General features: G+C 43.8%; 17 protein-coding genes and 2 pseudogenes. 3 read left to right on the top strand and 16 right to left on the bottom strand.

What is annotated here, in order from left to right:
• Window positions 1-211: 211 nt before the first annotated feature.
• The 3 genes and pseudogenes from ACMAZD_RS06450 to lrp form a co-directional block, all read right to left on the bottom strand.
• A pseudogene (locus ACMAZD_RS06450) lies at window positions 212-2,350 on the bottom strand (DNA translocase FtsK); the annotation flags it as partial.
• A gap of 83 nt (window positions 2,351-2,433) precedes the next feature.
• Window positions 2,434-3,334 (bottom strand): annotated as a pseudogene (locus tag ACMAZD_RS06445) (DNA translocase FtsK 4TM domain-containing protein); the annotation flags it as partial.
• A gap of 163 nt (window positions 3,335-3,497) precedes the next feature.
• A complete protein-coding gene (lrp, locus tag ACMAZD_RS06440) occupies window positions 3,498-3,992 on the bottom strand; it encodes a leucine-responsive transcriptional regulator Lrp (RefSeq protein ID WP_004734558.1) in 495 nt (164 codons plus the stop codon).
• A 156-nt stretch (window positions 3,993-4,148) separates the two neighbouring features.
• On the opposite strand from lrp, the gene ald reads away from it, so the two are divergent.
• On the top strand, window positions 4,149-5,273 hold the full coding sequence (ald, locus tag ACMAZD_RS06435; RefSeq protein ID WP_017107652.1) for an alanine dehydrogenase: 1,125 nt from the start codon (window positions 4,149-4,151) through the stop codon (window positions 5,271-5,273).
• A gap of 164 nt (window positions 5,274-5,437) precedes the next feature.
• Here ald and ACMAZD_RS06430 read toward each other — a convergent pair whose 3' ends face one another.
• Window positions 5,438-6,640: a methyltransferase gene (locus tag ACMAZD_RS06430; RefSeq protein WP_435248974.1), complete on the bottom strand. Its 1,203-nt coding sequence runs from the start codon at window positions 6,638-6,640 to the stop codon at window positions 5,438-5,440.
• Window positions 6,641-6,788: 148 nt separating this feature from the next.
• Window positions 6,789-7,763 carry an HTH-type transcriptional regulator CysB gene (cysB, locus tag ACMAZD_RS06425; RefSeq protein ID WP_102433705.1) on the bottom strand — a complete coding sequence of 325 codons (975 nt, stop codon included), beginning with the start codon at window positions 7,761-7,763 and terminating at the stop codon, window positions 6,789-6,791.
• A 314-nt stretch (window positions 7,764-8,077) separates the two neighbouring features.
• Between cysB and ACMAZD_RS06420 the strand changes: the two genes are divergently transcribed.
• Window positions 8,078-8,842 (top strand): DNA repair protein, encoded by a 765-nt coding sequence (locus tag ACMAZD_RS06420; RefSeq protein WP_435248973.1) that lies wholly within the window; start codon window positions 8,078-8,080, stop codon window positions 8,840-8,842.
• Between the two features lie 104 nt (window positions 8,843-8,946).
• A complete protein-coding gene (gene miaE / locus ACMAZD_RS06415; protein WP_435248972.1) occupies window positions 8,947-9,741 on the top strand; it encodes a tRNA isopentenyl-2-thiomethyl-A-37 hydroxylase MiaE in 795 nt (264 codons plus the stop codon).
• Window positions 9,742-9,841: 100 nt separating this feature from the next.
• On the opposite strand, the gene pyrF is transcribed toward miaE, so the two are convergent.
• From pyrF to ACMAZD_RS06360, 11 genes are all read right to left on the bottom strand, one after another.
• Window positions 9,842-10,537: an orotidine-5'-phosphate decarboxylase gene (gene pyrF / locus ACMAZD_RS06410; protein WP_435248971.1), complete on the bottom strand. Its 696-nt coding sequence runs from the start codon at window positions 10,535-10,537 to the stop codon at window positions 9,842-9,844.
• Between the two features lie 123 nt (window positions 10,538-10,660).
• Window positions 10,661-11,836, bottom strand: coding sequence for a lipopolysaccharide assembly protein LapB (gene lapB, locus ACMAZD_RS06405; protein WP_435248970.1), 1,176 nt, complete (start codon window positions 11,834-11,836; stop codon window positions 10,661-10,663).
• Between the two features lie 11 nt (window positions 11,837-11,847).
• Window positions 11,848-12,120 carry a LapA family protein gene (locus ACMAZD_RS06400; protein ID WP_435248969.1) on the bottom strand — a complete coding sequence of 91 codons (273 nt, stop codon included), beginning with the start codon at window positions 12,118-12,120 and terminating at the stop codon, window positions 11,848-11,850.
• 129 nt (window positions 12,121-12,249) lie between these two features.
• Window positions 12,250-12,534, bottom strand: coding sequence for an integration host factor subunit beta (gene ihfB / locus ACMAZD_RS06395; protein WP_010439923.1), 285 nt, complete (start codon window positions 12,532-12,534; stop codon window positions 12,250-12,252).
• 119 nt (window positions 12,535-12,653) lie between these two features.
• Complete coding sequence (gene rpsA, locus ACMAZD_RS06390; protein WP_017057038.1) at window positions 12,654-14,324, bottom strand: 30S ribosomal protein S1; 1,671 nt, start codon at window positions 14,322-14,324, stop codon at window positions 12,654-12,656.
• A gap of 106 nt (window positions 14,325-14,430) precedes the next feature.
• The gene (gene cmk, locus ACMAZD_RS06385) at window positions 14,431-15,111 is read right to left on the bottom strand and encodes a (d)CMP kinase (RefSeq protein ID WP_017109944.1); all 681 of its coding nucleotides are present in this window, start codon (window positions 15,109-15,111) and stop codon (window positions 14,431-14,433) included.
• Between the two features lie 278 nt (window positions 15,112-15,389).
• The gene (gene kdsB, locus ACMAZD_RS06380; RefSeq protein ID WP_435248968.1) at window positions 15,390-16,136 is read right to left on the bottom strand and encodes a 3-deoxy-manno-octulosonate cytidylyltransferase; all 747 of its coding nucleotides are present in this window, start codon (window positions 16,134-16,136) and stop codon (window positions 15,390-15,392) included.
• A complete protein-coding gene (locus tag ACMAZD_RS06375; protein WP_435248967.1) occupies window positions 16,136-16,315 on the bottom strand; it encodes a Trm112 family protein in 180 nt (59 codons plus the stop codon). The genes kdsB and ACMAZD_RS06375 overlap by 1 nt, the downstream gene beginning before the upstream one ends.
• A complete protein-coding gene (lpxK, locus tag ACMAZD_RS06370; protein ID WP_435248966.1) occupies window positions 16,296-17,303 on the bottom strand; it encodes a tetraacyldisaccharide 4'-kinase in 1,008 nt (335 codons plus the stop codon). Before lpxK ends, ACMAZD_RS06375 begins: the two co-directional genes overlap by 20 nt.
• Window positions 17,304-17,317: 14 nt before the next feature.
• Window positions 17,318-19,066 (bottom strand): lipid A ABC transporter ATP-binding protein/permease MsbA, encoded by a 1,749-nt coding sequence (msbA, locus tag ACMAZD_RS06365; RefSeq protein ID WP_435248965.1) that lies wholly within the window; start codon window positions 19,064-19,066, stop codon window positions 17,318-17,320.
• A 31-nt stretch (window positions 19,067-19,097) separates the two neighbouring features.
• A complete protein-coding gene (locus ACMAZD_RS06360) occupies window positions 19,098-21,407 on the bottom strand; it encodes a DNA internalization-related competence protein ComEC/Rec2 (RefSeq protein WP_435248964.1) in 2,310 nt (769 codons plus the stop codon).
• Window positions 21,408-21,422: the final 15 nt, after the last annotated feature.

Here is a 21,422-nt window from a genome sequence, read left to right as displayed (position 1 = left end):
ATCACAGTAAGTAAGTGATCAGAAAGAGCGCCGAGAAAAAGCTTGAGAACAAGGCGTAATTTTTTGATAAGTAGTTATTCTACAATCAAACATGATAACGCAGTTATCGAGCGTTTTAACCAGCTAGGGTGACCAGTTATTTACTACGATAGGCATAAGTCGGTCATGTTTTGGTTTCGACCGACTGAATAGCTATGAGTTCCTATTGGAACTAATCTTTTGGTGGTGCCGGCGCCAAGACTTCTCGATTACCGTTGTGTCCTGGAGCACTTACAATACCTTGAGCTTCTAATTGCTCGACAATTCGTGCGGCACGGTTGTAGCCGATCTTAAATCGACGTTGCACACCAGAAACTGAACCTCGGCGTGAATGAACCACGTGCTCTACGACTTGATCAAACAGAGGATCGACTTCTTCATCGCCTTCCATCTTCTCACCCGGTAATAGTGTTTCTGGGGTTTGGTCGCCGTTAGTGATCTCATCAATGTAGTTTGGCTTACCGCGTGCTTTCCAGTTGTTCACGACCGCGTGAACATCATCATCAGATGCAAATGCGCCGTGTACACGAGTTGTGTGGCTTGACCCCGGTGGTAAGTACAACATATCACCCATACCAAGGAGTGATTCAGCACCACCTTGGTCAAGAATGGTTCGAGAGTCTGTTTTGGTCGATACAGTAAAGGCTACACGTGTCGGGATATTAGCTTTAATAAGACCCGTAATAACATCAACCGAAGGACGTTGAGTGGCTAAGATCAAGTGGACGCCAGCCGCACGCGCTTTCTGTGCCAAACGAGCAATCAATTCTTCAACTTTCTTACCCACTACCATGATTAAATCAGCGAATTCATCGACGACAACCACGATGTAAGGCAGTTTTTCCAATAATGGTGCTTCAGGATCCATGCTATCACCCGGCTTCCACAGTGGGTCATGAATTGGATGACCTGCTTCCGCGGCCATCTTCAATTTGTCGTTGTAGCCTTTAATATTACGGACACCGAGCGCCGACATCAGCTTGTAACGACGTTCCATTTCGCCTACACACCAACGAAGGGCGTTAGACGCATCTTTCATGTCAGTCACAACTTCAGACAGTAGATGTGGAATACCTTCATAGATAGACAATTCCAACATTTTCGGGTCAATCATGATAAAACGAACGTCTTCAGGCGATGCCTTGTAAAGCATACTCAAGATCATCACGTTCACACCCACCGACTTACCAGAACCGGTTGTACCCGCGACAAGAACGTGTGGCATTTTCGATAAGTCAGCAATAACCGCTTCACCTGCGATGTCTTGTCCTAGCACGACAGTCGTTGGCGATTTTGCTTCTTGGAACTGAGGGCTAGCAACCACATCAGAGAAGAACACCGTTTGGCGGCTCATGTTCGGCAGTTCTAAGCCAACATAAGGTTTGCCCGGAATTACTTCTACAACACGTACTGCCAATGCAGAAAGTGAGCGTGCTAAGTCCATTGAAAGACCAGAGATACGACTTACTTTCACACCCGGAGCAAGGTCTAACTCGAATCGAGTGATAACGGGGCCAGGGAAAATATCAACCACATCAGCTTTGATTTTGTAATCGGCTAATTTAGATTCAACCAAACGAGCGATTGCTTCGAGCGCATCACGATCAATGAAGGTTTCACGCTTTTCAGGGTGGAACAACAGTTCAAGTGTAGGCAATGGTTCCGCTGGTTTAGGCAAGTTAACATCTTGCTGAACGAGGAACGGGTTTTGCGCTGCAGCCATGTTTGCTTGTGCTTCAGAGACAATGTTTCGGAATGCCGCTACGTCTTGGTCTGGATGTACAGGTTCTTCTTCTGTTACCTCTTCCCAAGGAAGATCAATAGCTGGTGCTTGGTTCTGCTCAGTCGTTTGCGTCAGCTCTTGTTCATAAGATGACGGAGCATGTGGCTCTTCATCATTACCAATAGGTTCAGCGTCTAGCTCTGAATTAGGTTCAAAGCTTTGCTCTTGCGTTGCCTCGAAAGGCGTTGAGAATTCTTGTGGTGTGTCTTCTATTTCACCCATTGGCGAAGCGTGTAGAGATTCTGGTTGCACATCTTCAGTATCGAACTCGTTATTTACTTCTGGTGAGCTATCCATTACTGGTTCCGCACTTTCAACAACCGTCTCAGTCGGATTAACTGCTGGTTGCTCATTCTGTATGTATTGCTGATACGCGATCTGAGATTCATGCGCGTCAACCTGCTCCTGATCAGCAAGATCATCTTCATACATAGCCGCGTTTTCTAACTGCTCAATAGTCGCGTTCAACTGTTTAGAACGTTCGATACCTTCTTCTAAAGGCTCTTCTGCCGCTTGGTAAACGGGTACAGCAGGAACCCGCTCTTGCTCAACGTGTTGAGATTGAATCTGAGGTTGTTCTTGGACGGGAGCTTCTTGCTTAACCGGAACATCGACTGGCATGTGGATGTTGTAATGACGCTTCGGTGATGCAGCATTGTCTAGCGCATTTGTCGCTACGTCTGAAGAGTCATTGGTCGCAGAGAAGCTGAGTGCAGGATCTAGTGGATCATGCTCTGTTGTTTCTTTGTTGTCTTCGATAGCAGGGACATCGCGGTAAGTCGGCTCTGGATGTTGCTGATGACGTTCTTCGATTAAATCTCGGTCTGCCGACTCTCTTAATTGTGGCTCAAGTAACTCTTGGTCTTCACCACGCGCTCTATTAACAGCAGAGGTAAACAGCTTAATCGCACATTCACCCAACGATTCAACGATACTCAGCCAAGAAATACCCGTTAATAAAGTAAAACCAGCACCCCATAAGAAAAGAAGAACCAGTGTACTGCCAAGAACGTTAAGCGTTGGGAGCGCAAGACTTGTTAATACGTCGCCAACCACACCACCTGATGAAAAGTACCAGATATCATCAAAGTTGATATCCGCTAACCCACAACTGGTGAGAATAAGAACGGTTAAACCAAGTAAGCGAGTGCCCCACAACATGAAGTCGATTTGTTCGTCTTCATTACGTTTGCGGAACAACACCCATGCAGCCACTGTCACTAATAGAGGTAGCGGGTAAGCCAGTGAACCAAACACAAAGAAAAGCGTATCCGCCAACCATGCACCTAGGTAGCCACCCGCATTCTGAATGTCACCACCCCACGCCGTTTGCGACCATGATGGGTCTGCAGGACTAAAAGTTAATAACGCAACGGCAAGTAGAATAGAGAAGAGAACACCTAAAATCAGGCTGCACTCTTTGAGACGTTGAGAACCATTCAAACGAGGAGACTGAGGCTCTTCACTCGTTTTAATGATTGTTTCTACTTTATTACTGCTCTGCTTGAACATAAACCAACTTAATAATTAAACGGGATAAAAACATAGCGAACGGCACAAGCCATTCGTTTTCATGAAACTACTGTTGATTTAACCATATCAAACAGAAAAACCCAATTCCAGAAAGCAAGAAAGCGGAACAAATGTCCGCTTTCTTTCATTTCACCAATTGTGACTAACGAGTTTTAATCACAAGTTGATTAGTTTGTTTCACTTCTTCCATTACAACGTAAGTACGAGTGTCGTTTACGCCTGGTAGCCGCAGTAACGTATCACCCAACAACTTACGGTAAGCACCCATGTCCGATACACGTGTTTTTAGAAGATAGTCAAAATCACCCGACACTAAATGACACTCTTGGATGTCATCCAGTTTCTGCACAGCGGTGTTGAATTGTTCGAACACATCAGGCGCACCACGGTTCAAAGTAATTTCAACAAACACTAAAAGTGAAGCATCAAGGTACTGTGGGTTCAGCAATGCTGTGTACCCAGTAATGTAACCTTGACGTTCTAAACGACGAACACGCTCAAGACATGGAGTGGGAGAAAGTCCTACTCGTTTCGAGAGTTCAACGTTTGAGATACGACCGTCTTTTTGCAACTCATTAAGAATGTTGCGGTCAATACGATCTAGTTCCTTGGACGGCTTCTTATAATTGTCTGCCATTTTTTATTCCACCTTATTACTTCCTTGCAAAAAAATATACTACAACTTTTTAATATTCGGTATCAAATTCTATCTGAACCTATCTATACTAGATATTAATTCGACAGAATTACCCTACACATAGATAAAACAACCATAATATAATAAGGAGTCAGGATGATCATTGGCGTACCTAAGGAAATCAAGAACCACGAATACCGCGTTGGTATGACCCCAGCTAGCGTGAGAGAACTAATCTCACATAGTCACCAAGTTTTTGTTGAAACCAATGCCGGTACTGGTATCGGTTTTTCAGACGATGATTACATCGCTGTAGGCGCATCCATTCTTCCTACTGCTGCTGACGTTTTCGCGAAAGCAGAGATGATTGTAAAGGTTAAAGAACCTCAAGCTGTCGAGCGAGCTATGCTTCGTGAAGGGCAAATATTATTTACCTATTTACACCTTGCACCAGATTTTCCACAAACGGAAGAGCTAATCAAGAGCAAAGCTGTCTGCGTAGCCTATGAGACTGTAACAGATAATATGGGTCGCTTGCCACTTTTAGCACCAATGTCTGAAGTCGCTGGTCGCATGTCTATTCAAGCAGGTGCACAAACACTAGAGAAATCTAACGGTGGTTGTGGTCTCCTTCTTGGCGGCGTTCCTGGTGTTGAGCCAGCGAAAGTTGTTGTAGTTGGCGGCGGCGTTGTTGGTGCTAACGCAGCACGTATGGCTGTTGGCCTTCGCGCAGACGTAACCATCCTTGATCGCAACGTAGATACGCTTCGTCGTCTTGATGAAGAATTCCAAGGTCGCGCAAAAGTGGTTTATTCTACTGAAGACGCTATTGAGAAGCATGTTCTAGAAGCAGACCTAGTGATTGGTGCAGTACTAATCCCAGGCGCAGCCGCTCCTAAACTTGTTACAAAAGATCACATCGCTAAGATGAAGCCAGGTTCAGCTGTTGTTGATGTTGCAATCGACCAAGGTGGTTGTTTCGAAACTTCACACGCGACCACTCACGCCGATCCAACTTACATCGTTGATGACGTAGTTCATTACTGTGTTGCTAACATGCCAGGTGCCGTTGCTCGTACTTCGACTTACGCACTAAACAATGCAACACTTCCTTACATTGTTAAGCTAGCGAACAAAGGCTACCGCGAAGCACTTCTATCTGATGAAGGTTTCCTAGAAGGTCTAAACGTAATCCACGGTAAAGTGACTTGTAAAGAAGTTGCAGAGAGCTTTGACCTAGAATACGTAGCACCAGCAGAAGCAATCGCAATGTTTAACTAGTGATGTAGTGACTAACTGAGCGTAAAATTTTCTCGTTGAAGCGTTCAGTTACAACACACATTAAAAAGCCAGTCCGACATTGTCGAACTGGCTTTTTTGTATCTATACCTATTGTTCCATAGCGGTAGGGTAACGAGCTTTATTATGAGCTCGTCAACTTTGACCTAACGTTTGCTCTTAACACCATGAATCAGCAGGTTTCGAGGGGTAACACTGCGCTCACAAAACTCTTCTATCGAAGCTTCATAACCTTGTTCTTGCAGATAGATTGCACGATCTAAGGCCAACCATATCTCTAATGGTCGTCTAAATACTTGTTGGACTAAACTCAACTTCTCCATTTCCCAGAAGAGCGTCTCGCCTTGAGCAAAATAGGATTCAAAGTCGATATCCGAACCAAGTGTTATCTCTTTCACTTCAGAAGCCCACTGGCAAAATGATTCAAACCCTTCAGATAGCTCTGATTTTTTGATGCTCGGTACTGGGATGTATTCATCGATATTAAGTTCAGACTTAAGCAATTGGCTGAAGCCCAAACGATAACTCATCTCTAATTGACGATGTCTCTTTACTCTTTCACCACCAGTGACCGTTTCTTGAAGTGGGATTCTTAAATCACTCTTGCTCAATACTAGTGCCGAGCTTTTCGCGATAGATGACATCGCTTGGTAGTTTTCATCGCGAATAAGATGGTAACAACATGGAGAAATGGTCACGGCTGGAAGCCCATGTGATACAGACTTTTTCACTAACTCGACATGAAGGTCGCCACAGGCGTGAAGAGCGACAGCGTGTTGGTTTGAATTAAACACATCACCTGCGCTTTCTGAAAAAGCGTCACCTTGAACAAAGTTCATCTCTAGCTTCTGATGATCTGCAATCTGTTGGCCGCTTTCACACAGTGACTGTTGCCACTCAAAGCTGGTGACCTTTTGATTCGATTGTTGAGTCAAGATTCTGCCAAGAAAGCCTTTGCCAGAGCACCATTCAAGCCACTCTTGCCCTTGGTGATGCTCAAGAGAAGCCTCTCCCATCGCAACAATTTGTTGCAGCTTTCTACCTGGAATACCATCGGCAGTTCCGCGCGGAAGATCGAGCCCAACAAGCGCAGTATGGTTGAACTGGATATTTTGGTTGGCTTTCTCTAGCTGAGGAAGGAAACGCGTAAGATCAGTTAGCAAGTCTTGCGGTTGTTTTTTGAGAGTCTGAATTCTCTCGATACTCAAACTATCCAACCAATCAGTAAGAGGACGATTCACATCAGCCCATGGCTGTTGCTGAATTTGACATAGGTGGAAAGGCTCTGAACGCCAATAGACTTGGTGCTCTAACAAAAATGAATCGAGAATTATAAATCGTGAATGCATGCTTCCCCCTATGATGCTTGGATTGTAGGGGCAAGAGACCAAAATGGAAAGGTTCGATATAGAGAGAACTAAAACGAAAACTAGAAGCCTGAAAGAAAAACGACCTGTGAATACAGGCCGGATAAGAATCTAGATTTGCACGATGAGATTAACGAACAGGCAGTTCGATATCCTTAAACATCTCTTCGATCTCATCATTTGATTTAAGCGAAATAGCTTGCTCAACAACAGGACGAGTCAGATGTGGTGCAAAACGCTCCATAAAGTCGAACATGTAAGAACGTAAGAAGGTGCCCTTTCTAAAGCCAATGCTTGTGGTGCTTGCACCAAATAGGTGGCTTGCATCAATAGCTACTAAGTCGGTGTCTTGCTCGTGATCAATCGCCATACTTGCAATCACGCCGACACCAATCCCCATTCGAACATAGGTTTTAATGACATCGGCATCTGTCGCGGTAAACACGACACGCGGTGTTAGACCAACTTTGTTGAACGCGGTATCGAGTTCTGAACGCCCAGTAAAGCCGAACACATAAGTCACTAGAGAATAGGCGGCAAGGTCTTCAATAGACACTAATTGCTTTTGCGCCAGAGGGTGATCTTTGGTGACAACGATCGAGCGATTCCAGTGATAACAAGGCAACATAATCGCGTCTTGATATAAATGAAGCGCTTCGGTAGCAATGGCAAAGTTAGCAGTGCCTTTGGCTACCGCTTCTGACATTTGGCTTGGCGTGCCTTGGTGCATGTGAAGCGACACCTTAGGGTATCGCGCCGTGAAACCTTTAATCACATCCGGTAGAGCATAACGAGCTTGGGTGTGCGTCGTTGAAATGTTCAATGTACCCATTTCAGGATGAGTGTGTTCACCGGCGACGGCTTTAATACTTTCAACACGAGCGAGAATCTCTTGAGAGATACGAATAATATCTTCGCCAGCTTGAGTCACCTGCGTTAAGTGTTTACCACTACGCTCGAAAATCTGAATGCCCAATTCATCTTCTAGCAATCTAACTTGCTTACTAATACCAGGCTGTGATGTGTATAGACTCTCAGCGGTCGCTGACACATTTAGGTTATGGTTTAGAACCTCAACAATGTACTTCAGTTGCTGTAACTTCATATCTAACCTTTTACTCATTTATGTGCTAACTTATTTGCAAAGAGAGCGTCATAGTCTCGTGTAATATAATTAATAGTTATAACGCTTCATGCACTAAATTGATAGAAAAATTGAGTTTTTATAGGTTAACAAACAAAAACATCAGTATCGCTTTGCAACCAACTCCTCATTCTCATATATTAGTAGGTAAATTTTGATTGCCGATTGCGCTCAACAAGAGATAATCAGAAATCGCAATTTACGAGTGCCGATACACAATGGAATCGTGTATCCTCTCCAGTTAGCTATAAAAAACAACAAGCAGACACAAATATATGAATATTGGTTTAATAATCGCCTTAGTCGCCGTTCTTCTGGTGTTGGTTTTAGGCTACAACATCATGCTTCAATACAAAGTTAAGGTAGAAACAGCGAAGAAACAGGAAGCTTCTCGTTATCTAACCATTATTGACGGAACCGAAGAGTTGATTGGCAATGCGCACCACATGCCTTTTAGCCAAGACCTTCTTATATGCTTAAATAACCGAATCCTTGATGCACTTGAAAATATGTATCAGCTCGACCCTAAGAATAAGCAACTACTGCAACGAATCGAAAGTGTAAAACAGCAGATCACACAACTAAAAGAGAACTACCAAGGTGGCGAAAGTACCACTTTCCGTGTTCCTAGCAGTGATAAGCAAGCAATTATGATGCTTAAGTTGGTTAAACGCCTTCGCGATACGGTTCGTAACGAACACAATAAAGGCCGCTTTGATACTCAAGCTTACGTGGTTGAAAATGCTCGTCTAGAAACGATCCAGATTCGTATCAATATCGAAAACGTGATCAAACGTGCTAACGATTCAATCTCTCGTGGGCAACCAGGCACAGCGATTCAGCTATTACGCAAAGGCATTGATGCTTTAGCGACTAAGAACGATGCGTACTCTAATCAAGCAAAAGAAAAACTTCAGCAGATGTTGGACGAGCTTGATCAGAAGCGCCAAAACAAAAATGCTCAAGACTTACAGCAAATGGAATCTAAAGAGCGTGACGACGATATGGATGCCCTCTTCGGTCAGAAGAAGAAATGGTAACCATCTAACTCAAACACGAAAAGGCCGCCTCATTTACATTAAATGGGCGGCCTTTTTTGTGCCTATTGAATTTCCTTTCTCCGTATAGGGAGATCTCATGAGCTGTGATAACATCGCGCATTATCAACAAACTTGCCCAGACCATGTATCAAGAATTATTAGCCCCAATACACTCTTTTCTTAAAGCTGAAACGCCAGATTCATGGATAGATGAAGCCAAGAAGCCTAAAAACCTTCATATCATTTTACGCGATCACATGCTTTGTGAGCTCAAAGCCGCTCAAAGTGCTTTGTTCCTTATCCGTAAGTATGCGGTAGATAAAGAAAGCGCGAAGCAATTGAATGAGTGGATTTTGCCATACGAGCAATTTGCTTATCGTCGTATCGGAGATTTGGAGTCGCTACGTGGTAAAAGTAACGTATCTAAGCAAATCACAGCAAAAGAAGGCTGTAATTACGGCGCCGACTTGATCGATAAAATGGTGCTGCTAATTAAAGAAGAACTGCATCACTTTTATCAAGTCATGGAATTGATGGTAAAGAAAGGCGTGACGTATCAACCAATTGAAGCAGGTCGTTATGCTAAAGGTTTAATCAAGCAAGTGAAAACTTACGAGCCAGACGCTCTGGTTGATAAGCTGATCATCGGCGCCTTTATTGAAGCTCGCTCTTGTGAACGCTTTGCTAAACTGGCCCCTTTCTTGGAAGAAGACATGGAGAAGTTTTACGTCTCTCTACTTCGCTCAGAAGCTCGTCACTATCAGGATTACCTTGAACTCGCAGAGCAAATCGCAGGGAAAGATATCTCAGAGCGTATTGCTCATTTTGCGCAGGTAGAAGCTGACCTAATCACTTCAGAAGACAGCGACTTCAAATTTCATAGCGGTGCTCCGGTTTAAGCTCAGCACAGAAAATCCGAACCAATTGATATCTCGTCAGTAAATAAGAAGGCCAGCAAATTGCTGGCCTTATTCATTCGTATCGCTATCTAAAAATAACTTAAACTAGCGTGCCGTTGATTTCAGCAAGTACTGCTGCAGGATCTGCTGCTTGAGTAATTGGACGACCGATAACTAAGTAGTCTGAGCCAGCTTGAATTGCTTGAACTGGCGTCATAATACGCTTCTGGTCACCTACGTCAGCGCCTACAGGGCGAATACCAGGGGTAACAAGCTTTAACTCTTTACCCAACTCACCTTTCAACAATGAAGCTTCTTGAGCAGAACATACAACGCCATCTAGACCTGAGTTTTTAGTCAAAGACGCCAAGCGCATTACCTGCTCTTGTGGTTGAATGTTCAAACCAATACCAGCCAAATCAGATTGTTCCATGCTGGTTAACACGGTAACGCCGATGAGTAATGGACGATCTTTACCGTAAGGTTCTAGAATTTCGCGTGAAGCCGTCATCATACGCTCTCCACCGCTCGCGTGTACGTTCACCATCCACACGCCCATCTCAGCAGCAGCACGTACCGCTTTTGAACATGTGTTTGGAATGTCGTGGAACTTAAGGTCTAAGAACACTGAGAAACCACGTTTATGTAATTCACGGACGAATTCAGGGCCAAACAGGGTAAACATCTCTTTACCGACTTTTAAGCGGCAAGACGCTGGATCGATACGATCAACAAAGGCTAATGCATCCGCTTGATTGTCGTAATCCAATGCTACAATGATTTTTTGGTCGTTCATTTCATCTCCTAACGCGGTTAACTTTCTTTAAATAATCACTACAAGTAATAGTGACAAATAACAGTCATAAAAATGCAGCCCGAAAGCTGCAATTATTAATTTGGTCTAACAATGACCACAAATCTATTCACCATCTAGCCCACGAATAGGCTTGATCGTCCCCCACCCTTTACATGAAGGGCAGTGCCAATACATCGAGTGTGTCGAGAAACCACACTGACGACAGCGGTAATGAGGCTTAACTTTAAGTTGTTCACCAACCATAGACTGAAGAGTCGTCAGACTGTCTTTCGCACGACCTTCTTCTGCTTCAGCAAGATGATAATCGATTAATCGATAGAAGCCTTTCATGGTTGGGTTTTTAACCAGTTGCTTGGTCAGCAACTCTTGAGCGGAGCCAACATCTTCGTGATGTGCCACCAACTGAGCAAGCATCAATTCAGCCGAAACACCGGCTTTCTTTTGAATACAGGCTTTTAGGAATTCAACAAGTTCTGCCTCTTGGCTAAGCTTGTGGTAACACTCAGCAAGGGTTGGAAGCACCTCACTGATAAAATCGATATCTTGTTCAAGCACAGACTCAAGACAGGTAATGGTCTTCTGGTAATCTTCATTAGCTAAATGGAACTTACCTAAAGCAATACTAGATCGAACACACTTAGGGTCTTCAGAGAGCGCTTTTTTAAAAAACTGAAGTGCCTTAGAACGATTACCCTCAGCTTGCTCTTGCATTGCTAGCTCACACCAAAAGTGTGCAACAGTTGCACGCATCTTTCTTTTTTTCTTACCAAGCTTAACGAGAATATTGCCGTAATGAATCGCCTTGTTCCACTCTCGAGTTTGCTGATAAATAGCGACCAGCTGTTGCAAAGCACCCTCTTTATGATCAGGTTCTTCTACAAGCTGTTCAAAGATTTTTTCAGCGCGATCTAGGAAACCAGAGACCATATAGTCTTTTGCGAGTTGTTGCAGTGCGAGGTTTTTTTGATCGAGGGTTAGCCCCGAACGAGAGATGAGGTTTTGGTGAATTCGAATAGCTCTATCTACCTCGCCTCTTGAACGAAATAGATTACCCAAGGCCAAGTGAGTATCAATGGTTTCATTGTCCACTTGAAGCAGTTCGATAAAGTGATCGACCGCTTTGTCAGATTGGTCCGACAACAATAGGTTCAAACCCGTCACATACTGGCGGGAGATCTGGTGTGATTGCTTTTGTTTTTCTTGCTGAGCATTACGATTACCCATATACCAGCCGTAAGCGGCTGCAATCGGTAAAAGTAAGAACAGTAACTCTAACATCAAATATAGCCTTAAGCTTTAGTGGCAGCAGCTACCTGCTTTGATTGCTTATTGAGTTGTTTTTTCAAGCGATGAATTTTCAACTGAGAACGCATGTGCATATTACCAAAGACTAACCAAGCAAGGCCAAAGCCTGAAACGAAGACAACACCTAATAAGCTCGATAAGTGGAAGTCACCTTGTGCTAGCAGATAATTGAAGTTCACAGCGGTTTGGTTCTGAGAGCCTAAAGCCAGTGCAATTAGGAAAAGTGCGATAACAGCGACTATTTTTATAATTTTCATAGTTCATCACTCATTGGTTGGTTAGCTGTACGATTATGCAGGAAAATTACTAATCAGACCACCATATTATGGTCATAAAAAAGCGGCATACATTATAGTATGCCGCTTTTATTAATTCCGATAAGTAGACTACAATCCTGAATTTACTCGTTCTCGTAGCTCTTTACCTGGTTTAAAGTGAGGAACGTATTTACCTTCCAGCTCTACCTTGTCGCCAGTCTTTGGATTACGTCCAACACGAGGCTCGCGGTAGTGAAGAGAAAAGCTACCAAAACCGCGAATTTCGATTCGGTCACCACTTTCTAGTGTTGAAGCCATGTGCTCTAAAATATCTTTTACAGCGTCTTCAATTTCTTTTGCAGAAAGGTGCGTTTGCTCTGCGCACAGTCTTTCAATCAATTCAGACTTAGTCATAGTTACCCTCGTTGGTTTTCTTTTTAGAAATTATAGACCTATCGGAAAAATAAGCAAAAAAAAGGAGCCTTACGGCTCCTTCTTAGCTATATAGCTATAATTCTCTTAATGAGAAGCTATTATTCGCCTTTAGCAGCTTTGAATGCGTCTGCCATTGCGTTACCGAACGCGCCTTCATCAGACTTGTTCAGTGAAGCCATTGCTTCTTGCTCATCAGCTTCATCTTTAGCTTTGATAGATAGGTTGATTACGCGGTTCTTACGGTCTACACCAGTGAACTTCGCTTCAACGCTGTCACCAACGCTTAGGATTAGAGATGCATCTTCGATACGGTCACGAGAAACTTCAGAAGCACGTAGGTAGCCTTCAACGCCTTCGATTAGCTCGATAGTAGCGCCTTTAGCGTCAACTGCAGTTACAGTACCGTTTACAAGAACACCTTTCTTGTTGTCAGCAACGTATGCGTTGAACGGGTCGTTTTCCATTTGCTTAACGCCAAGAGAAATACGCTCACGCTCTGCATCTACTGCTAGAACAACAGCAGAGATTTCGTCGCCTTTCTTGTATTCACGTACAGCTTCTTCGCCGGCAGCGTTCCAAGAAATGTCAGATAGGTGTACAAGACCGTCGATACCGCCTTCTAGACCGATGAAGATACCAAAGTCAGTGATAGACTTGATCTTACCAGTAACTTTGTCGCCCTTAGCTTGCATTTCTGCAAATGACTGCCATGGGTTAGCTTTACACTGTTTCAGACCTAGAGAGATACGACGACGTTCTTCGTCGATATCAAGAACCATAACCTCAACTTCGTCGCCAACATTAACAACTTTAGAAGGGTGGATGTTCTTGTTAGTCCAATCCATTTCAGAAACGTGTACTAGACCTTCAACGCCTTCTTCGATTTCAACGAAGCAGCCGTAGTCAGTTAGGTTCGTAACACGACCAGAAAGCTTGTGACCTTCTGGGTAACGCTTAGCGATTGCTACCCATGGATCTTCGCCTAGTTGCTTAAGACCTAGTGATACACGAGTGCGCTCACGATCGAACTTAAGAACTTTAACTAGGATTTCGTCACCAACGTTAACGATCTCTGATGGGTGCTTAACACGCTTCCAAGCCATATCAGTGATATGTAGAAGACCGTCAACACCGCCAAGATCAACGAATGCACCGTAGTCAGTAAGGTTCTTAACGATACCTTTAACTTCAGTACCTTCTTGTAGAGTTTCAAGAAGTTCGTCACGCTCAACACTGTTTTCAGATTCGATAACAGCACGACGAGAAACAACAACGTTGTTACGCTTCTGGTCTAGCTTGATTACTTTGAACTCTAGCTCTTTGTTTTCTAGGTGAGCAGTGTCACGGATAGGACGTACGTCTACTAGAGAACCTGGAAGGAAAGCACGGATACCGTTAAGTTCAACAGTGAAACCGCCTTTAACTTTACCGTTGATGATACCAACAACAGTTTCAGCTTCTTCACAAGCTTTCTCAAGTACGATCCAAGCTTCGTGACGCTTAGCTTTCTCACGAGAAAGTTGAGTCTCACCGAAACCATCTTCAACAGCGTCTAGAGCTACGTCTACTTCAGCACCAACTTCAACTTCAAGTTCGCCAGCAGCGTTCTTGAATTGTTCAGCAGGGATAGCAGATTCAGACTTAAGACCAGCATCTACAAGAACGAAACCGTTCTCGATAGCTACTACAGTACCTTTAACGATGCTGCCTTGTTGGAATTCAGTTTCAGATAGAAACTCTTCAAAGAGTTGAGCAAAAGATTCAGTCATTATTTAATCTTCAATAATTAAACGTCCATGGGTATCCTACCGCATGGGGTTGATAAATTCGCCGGTCATCATCCTTGCGACCAACGTTCGTACTAGCTCGGCGAAATTACCCAGCCAGTTTCGATTCAATATAGTGTAGTGCTTTTTCTACTACTTGTTCGATGTTCATCGAAGTAGAATCAAGCACAAGCGCATCCTCAGCTGGGCGTAATGGCGCAACTGGGCGATTACGATCTCGGTCGTCTCGCTCTTGGATCTCGCTCAAAAGGTCGTCAAATTTAACATCTAACCCCTTCTGTTGCAACTGTTTAAGGCGGCGGTTCGCACGCTCTTCAGCACTTGCATCTAAAAATATTTTCGCTTCAGCTTCAACAAATACAACGGTTCCCATGTCACGACCGTCTGCAACTAAACCGGGAGCTGCGCTAAAAGCACGCTGACGACGCAGTAGTGCTTCACGAACGCGAGGCAGAGCCGCTACTTTTGAAGCTGCCATGCCCGTTTCTTCTTTACGAAGTTCACCTGACACATCTTCGCCTTCCAAGATAACCTTAACCAAGTCACCTTCAGCAATAAACTGTACATCGAGGTGAGTAGCAAGCGGTACCAAAGCATCTTCCGATTCAGTATCTACACCGTGGTGAATTGCCGCTAAAGCCAGTACGCGATAGATCGCACCTGAGTCTAGAAGATGAAAACCTAGCTTGTCTGCTAGTAACATACACAGGGTACCTTTACCTGCACCACTTGGTCCATCAACCGTAATCACTGGGCTTTGAGAAGGCATCTTTTACTCCACGTTTTGTCGTAAGTTGTATTCTGTACTAGCAGATCGCCACTACTTTATAGGCGGCATATTATAAAGAAAAATTGAAAGTCGAGCGAGGTAATTCTCAGATAATTCAGAGTTGATGATGCATAAGCGAATGCAACCGACTCAATATCCTCTCGCTTAGTTCAATAAAACACACATACACATTCTGTAGACGTAAAAAAGCCCCGCAATAAGGGAGGCTCTGTGATTTTGCATTTTTGTAGAGCAAAGAAGTAGTAGCTCAAAGAAGCTTAACCAATAATCGCGCGAACCGCTTCTAAGTCTTCTGGCGTATCAACACCCGCAGCAGGCGCTTCAGCCGCAACGTCTACATGGATTTTCTCTCCGTACCACAGCACTCGCAGTTGCTCTAAGCACTCAATACGCTCAAGTGTACTTGGTTTCCAATTGATATAAGTGTTTATAAAACCCGCACGATAAGCGTAGATACCAATATGACGCAGCAAAGGCGATTCCGCGGCCGTACCATTGTTCGCGTAAGCATCGCGATCCCAAGGAATCGTTGCTCGGCTAAAATACAGTGCGTAACCGTCTTTATCCGTTACGACTTTCACAGCATTAGGATTAAACACTTCATCAGCGTGAGTAATTTCTACACCTAACGTTGCCATTGGTGCTGTGCTATTCGCCAGGTTATTTGCAACCTGGTTAATAATTGCAGGTGGGATAAGGGGCTCATCACCCTGAACATTCACGATAATGTGGTCATCAGGAATGTTCATCACTTCAATCACTTCAGCTAAACGCTCTGTACCTGATTCGTGATTCGGAGATGTCATACAAACGGTCGCACCAAATGCTTTAGCTGCTTTCTCAACTCGAGCGTCATCGGTAGCGATAATAACGTTATCAGCCCCCGCCTTCATTGACTGTTCGTAAACCCATTGGATCATCGGCTTTCCACCAATATCAGCCAATGGTTTTCCAGGCAAACGGCTCGATTGATATCTTGCCGGAATGACAACCATAAACGACATTATTTAGCCTCATCCATTGAAACGGTACGAGCTTCAGGCTCTAGAAGAACAGGGATACCCTCTTTGATTGGGTAAGCTAGGCGGTCAATTTTACAAACAAGCTCTTGCTTATCCTTGTCAAAAGTTAGTTTACCTTTACATACAGGGCAAGCAACGATCTCAAGCAGACGATGATCCATAGTATTCCATAACCTCTTTTATTCTTTTTAAAATTTGCTGTTGCGAATCTTCATCAAACTGTGCTGAAACTGGAAGATACCACCAGTTTTCTTGCGCATAGTCTTCGCATTTAACAGCGTCTTTTTCTGTCATAATCATGTTCATACCTTTCTTTGCTAAGGCATGAAGTTCATCTTTATCAAAATCTTGATGGTCGGCGAAACCCTGTGTGAAAACCACATCACCATCAAGATCTTCTAATGTTTTAAAAAAGCGCGGTGGATGACCAATACCTGCAAGAGCCACCAGCTTTCGTAATTTTTCTACTGGTACTTTCTGGCCCGTCTTAAGGTTAACGGCTTGGCTTGGTAGCAAAGACATCGAGAACTCACGCCCTTGAGCTTTGCCACCATTGTTAACCAAAAAATCCACGGTATCTAAGCGTGATACAGACTCTCTTAATGGTCCTAAAGGAATGAGACATTCGCTACCAAAACGTCTCGAACCATCGATAACTGCAAACTCAATATCGCGCTCAAGTGCATAATGCTGAAGACCATCATCAGTGATAATGACATTAACGCCTTCGTTCAGCAAAGCCTTCACTGCATTTGCACGGATAGGGTCAACCGCTACAGGCGCCCCTGTTCGCTTTCGAATCAATCGAGGTTCATCACCCGAATATTCAGTAGGCGTGTTCTCATCCAACACTAATGGATAACTAGGAGCTTTCCCGCCATATCCTCGAGAAACCACACCAGGCTTGAAGCCAGTAGCTTGAAGCATCTCAACTAACCAGATAACCACCGGAGTTTTACCATTGCCACCCGCGGTAATATTACCAACAACGATCACAGGCAAAGGTGGGCGATAGGTCTCTTTCTTCCCAGAGAGATACGCTTCGCGACGTTGAGTGCTGATCATTTTGAACAACAGGCTCAACGGCCACAACAATGGCCAAAGAAGGTATTTTAGCGGGTGATTGTTAAACCAAATTTTTTCGATCAAAACGAAGCCTAATCTTATTCGCTAAACTGGATTCGGTGTAATTGAGCATAAGCACCGTCATGTGCGATTAACTCAGCATGCGGACCTCGTTCAACAATATGACCATCGTCTACAACCATAATTTCGTCAGCTTGCTCAATCGTTGATAGGCGGTGTGCAATAACCAGTACCGTTTTATCTTTTTGCAGCTCATCCAAAGCCGATTGAATGGCTCTCTCTGATTCCGTATCCAAAGCCGATGTTGCTTCATCTAGGATCAAAACTGGAGCTTCTCTTAACAACGCTCGTGCAATTGCAATACGTTGTCGTTGCCCACCAGATAGGCTTGCACCGTTCTCACCAACAATCGTATCCATGCCGTTTTCCATGCCCTCGATAAATTCAGTGGCGTGAGCAAGCTTAGCAGCATGTTCAATTTGTTCGCGCGAGTAAACCTCACCAGCCGCATAGGCAATATTATTGGCGACCGTATCGTTGAACAGATGAACATTTTGAGAAACAAGCGCAAAATGCTCACGCAGATTTTTCAGCTCATAATCTCGGATGTCGTGTCCATCAAGTTCAATAGAGCCTGAGTCCACATCATAGAAACGAGTAAATAGGTTGGCAATGGTACTCTTACCAGAACCAGAACGTCCAACAAGCGCTACTGTCTTACCTGTCGGTATGTTGAAGCTCACCTTATCGAGTGCTGGTTTCTCTGCGCCCTCATAAGTAAACGTCACATCTTTTACAGCAACTTCACCGCTTACGGTTGCAGGTTTCAACGTACCTTTGTTTTTTTCTGTGTCGAGATCCATCAAACCAAATAGAGTAGTGCTCGCCGCCATACCGCGTTGGAACTCTGACGTTACGTTAGTCAAGGCTTTCAATGGTCGTAGCAAACCAAACATAGCCGAAAACACAACCGTAAACGTACCAGCCGTTAGTTCAGCTTTAATAGAGTCGACACTCGCTAAATAAAGAACAACCACAATCGCGATAGAAGCAATCATCTGAATAATTGGGTTCGCCGCCGCTTGAGCCGTTACCAATTTCATGCTTTGTTGACGCATCTGATTACTAACGGTATCAAAACGACCTCTTTCTAGATCTTGACCACCGTAAGTTAAAACCACCTTATGACCTTTCAGCATTTGTTCTGCTGAAGAAGCCACATGTCCCATGCTGGTTTGCATGTTCTTAGAAATTTTTCTGAATCGCTTCGATACAATGCTGATTGCCCAAGCTACAAAAGGAGCAACAGCAAATAGCACCAAAGACAACTGCCAGCTATTCCAGAACATCAGCGTCAACAGGCCAATGATGCTGGCACCTTCACGAACAATACTGACCAAAGCCTTGCTGGTTGCAGCAGAGACTTGCTCTGAATCGTAAGTAATTCGAGACAGCAGTGCGCCCGTTTTTTCTTTATCAAAGAAAGACACAGGCATATGCATGAAATGACTGAAAATTTTACGTCGAATCTCCATCACCACGTTGCCAGAGACCCAACTCAAGCAATAGGTTGAAACGAAGCCACTCAAACCACGAATGAACATCATGGCAAAGATAATAATAGGGAGCGTGCGTAAAAAGTCAGATTCAGCGTTACCAAAGCCTTCATCAAGTAATGGCTTTAGTAATGAAATCATATAAGTATCAGAGACGGCATTTATAATAAGCGCAATAACCGCAACACCAAGGCCGGCCTTATACAGTCGAATATAAGTCCAAAGTCTTTTAAATGTGACCCAAGTGTTTTCATCTGTTTCTGTTGACATAGAATCGCTTAATTTTCTTACAATAGTCTATCTATTCTACTCCCTTACGAAGCATCTGCCTATACCACTGCCCCCCCTGATGCTCTCTAATCGTATGATATTTCCAACCCTCCTTATTTGTCCTGATGGTTATTTGTCCACTTTCACCCGTATCTAGCCACGTACTTCCTGCTTCTTGATAACGTTCTACGACAGACTGACTTGGCATCCCCCACTGGTTTCCTTTAGACAATGAAGCGATGGCCAACTGCGAAGAAACAGCCTCAATAAATCGAGCAATGGAAGAGGTTGAGCTACCATGATGAGGAACCAACATTACATCACTTTTGAGTCGCGTAGCCTCGCGTGCAAGTAACCACTCACTGACTAATTCAATATCTCCGGTAAGAAGCATCGAAAACTCAGTGCTTGGCTCATAGATGCGGACAACACATGAATGAGGGTTATATGCCCTTTCAACACTTTGGGGTGGCCACAACACCTCAAATTCGACATCTTGCCAATGCCAAGACTCTCCAATCACACAAGCTTGATCATTAAACGTAGACTGACTATTGAGCGAGGCTGGAGGTTTAAGTCTTTGGCTCGCGCGTATCCATTTTGCGTTGTAGTGAGAAAGTAATGCCTGATATCCACCAGCATGGTCAGAATCGAAATGACTGACAATCACCCCATCAAGTTCCTTGATTCCCCTTCTTTCTATCGTAGGTATCAATAGAGACTCAACCACAGAACCGCCCGGCCATGCATTACCAAGATCATAAACAATAACCCGGTTATTTTTTTGAAGAACAACCGACAAACCATGTCCAACATCTAAGATATCGACTCTCAATACTTCTGGTTTCAACTTTCCAAATTCCCACCACAAAACAAATACAGCACTGGCGAAAAACATCATTCTACGATGGAAGTAATGACATAAAAGACCCAATAGAAAAATGAAAAACACGAACAAAGCAGCGATTTCATCATCAACCGTGACCCAAAAACGTTCAGAGAAAGGCAGAGCGGCAACAACGGGGGTGAGTGATAAGTCCACCAGCGTCCACAAAAAAACAACGATACTGTTCTCTGCCCAGGTGGATTCAAATATTAAGCTGATAAACATAGCTAAGAACAGCAAAGGAATCGTCACTATCGAAACCCAAGGCAGCAGAAAAAAGTTGTACAACACCGAGACCAAACTGAACCCCTGAAAGAACAGCATTGAAAAGGGAGCCAGTAAAAACGTCAACATTAACTGAATTTTAAATAGCTTGAAGAGTTTTGTGAGTAGAGGGCTTTTGTAAGAAGAAAGATGAGTATTGGAAGCAATATAAAGAACGGCTGCTAACGCTCCAAATGAGAGCCAGAAGCTACTCGAAAGAACCGAAAATGGCCAAATTAACAACACGACACAAAGACTCAAGGCCACATATCGAATCAAACTTATATTTTGACCTCGCCACAGAAAATAGCTCGCAATGATACACATGGTTAGCGCTCTAAGCGTTGGTAAAGTAAACCCTGCAAACCAACTATAAAAATACGCGAGCCCAAGACCAAATATAGTCGGAAGCCAAATTAAATGTGATGCCCCTAACCTAACGATTCTCCCCAGCTGGTAACCGATTCCAAAAGCGATGCCAATGTGTAACCCTGAGATCGCCATTAAATGAACAAGCCCGCTGCTCTTAAGCAAATCCCAGCGCTGTGATTGAATGAATTCTCTATAACCAAAGCTCAACGCCACAATCAGATCAGAGTTATCTAGCTGACTGATCGTTGTCAAAGTCCTTTCGAACCATCGAGCGCGCAAGTTTGTACTAGAATGAATGCTAAAGCCTGTTCCTGCTTGATAGGTAGCATTAGCAACGATCTTTTCACTGAACAGATATTTTTCTAAATCAAACCCGGCCTCGTTGAGTTTTCCTAAAATCGGCTTCATTGACACAGAGAGATAAACCTTATCTCCAAGCGTTAGCTTGAAAGGAGTAAACAAACGCAATTTTATCAATTGTGGAAAGATTAATTTTTCGCCGTCAATTGATCTAACTACTATTACGCTTTCAAAACCATGGCTATTTTCACTAAAAAGGCTAACAACCGAAGCATTTATGGTAATATTCTGCCCAGATTGAAATAACTGACTCGTTTGTGTTTCGATTGCATTTCCAAGGCAGATAACTAGTATCAATGCAGTTACTGGACCTCTTGCACACCGGAAAACGCTATACTTTATTAATGTGAAAAGTAACAACAGCATTAATGATGCCCAAATCCAATGTGGCATCACAGGCCAAAAGCTGGCAGACACAGCTGTCGCAGCAAATGAAATTAAGAACCAAGTGTTAAACAAGAGAGTAGCTTCCTC

The sequence above is a fragment of the Vibrio sp. nBUS_14 genome (genome assembly GCF_051201655.1).
GTDB lineage: Bacteria > Pseudomonadota > Gammaproteobacteria > Enterobacterales > Vibrionaceae > Vibrio.
Note: the sequence above shows the minus strand (reverse complement) of the source record. Positions and strands in the feature narration are given on the sequence as shown.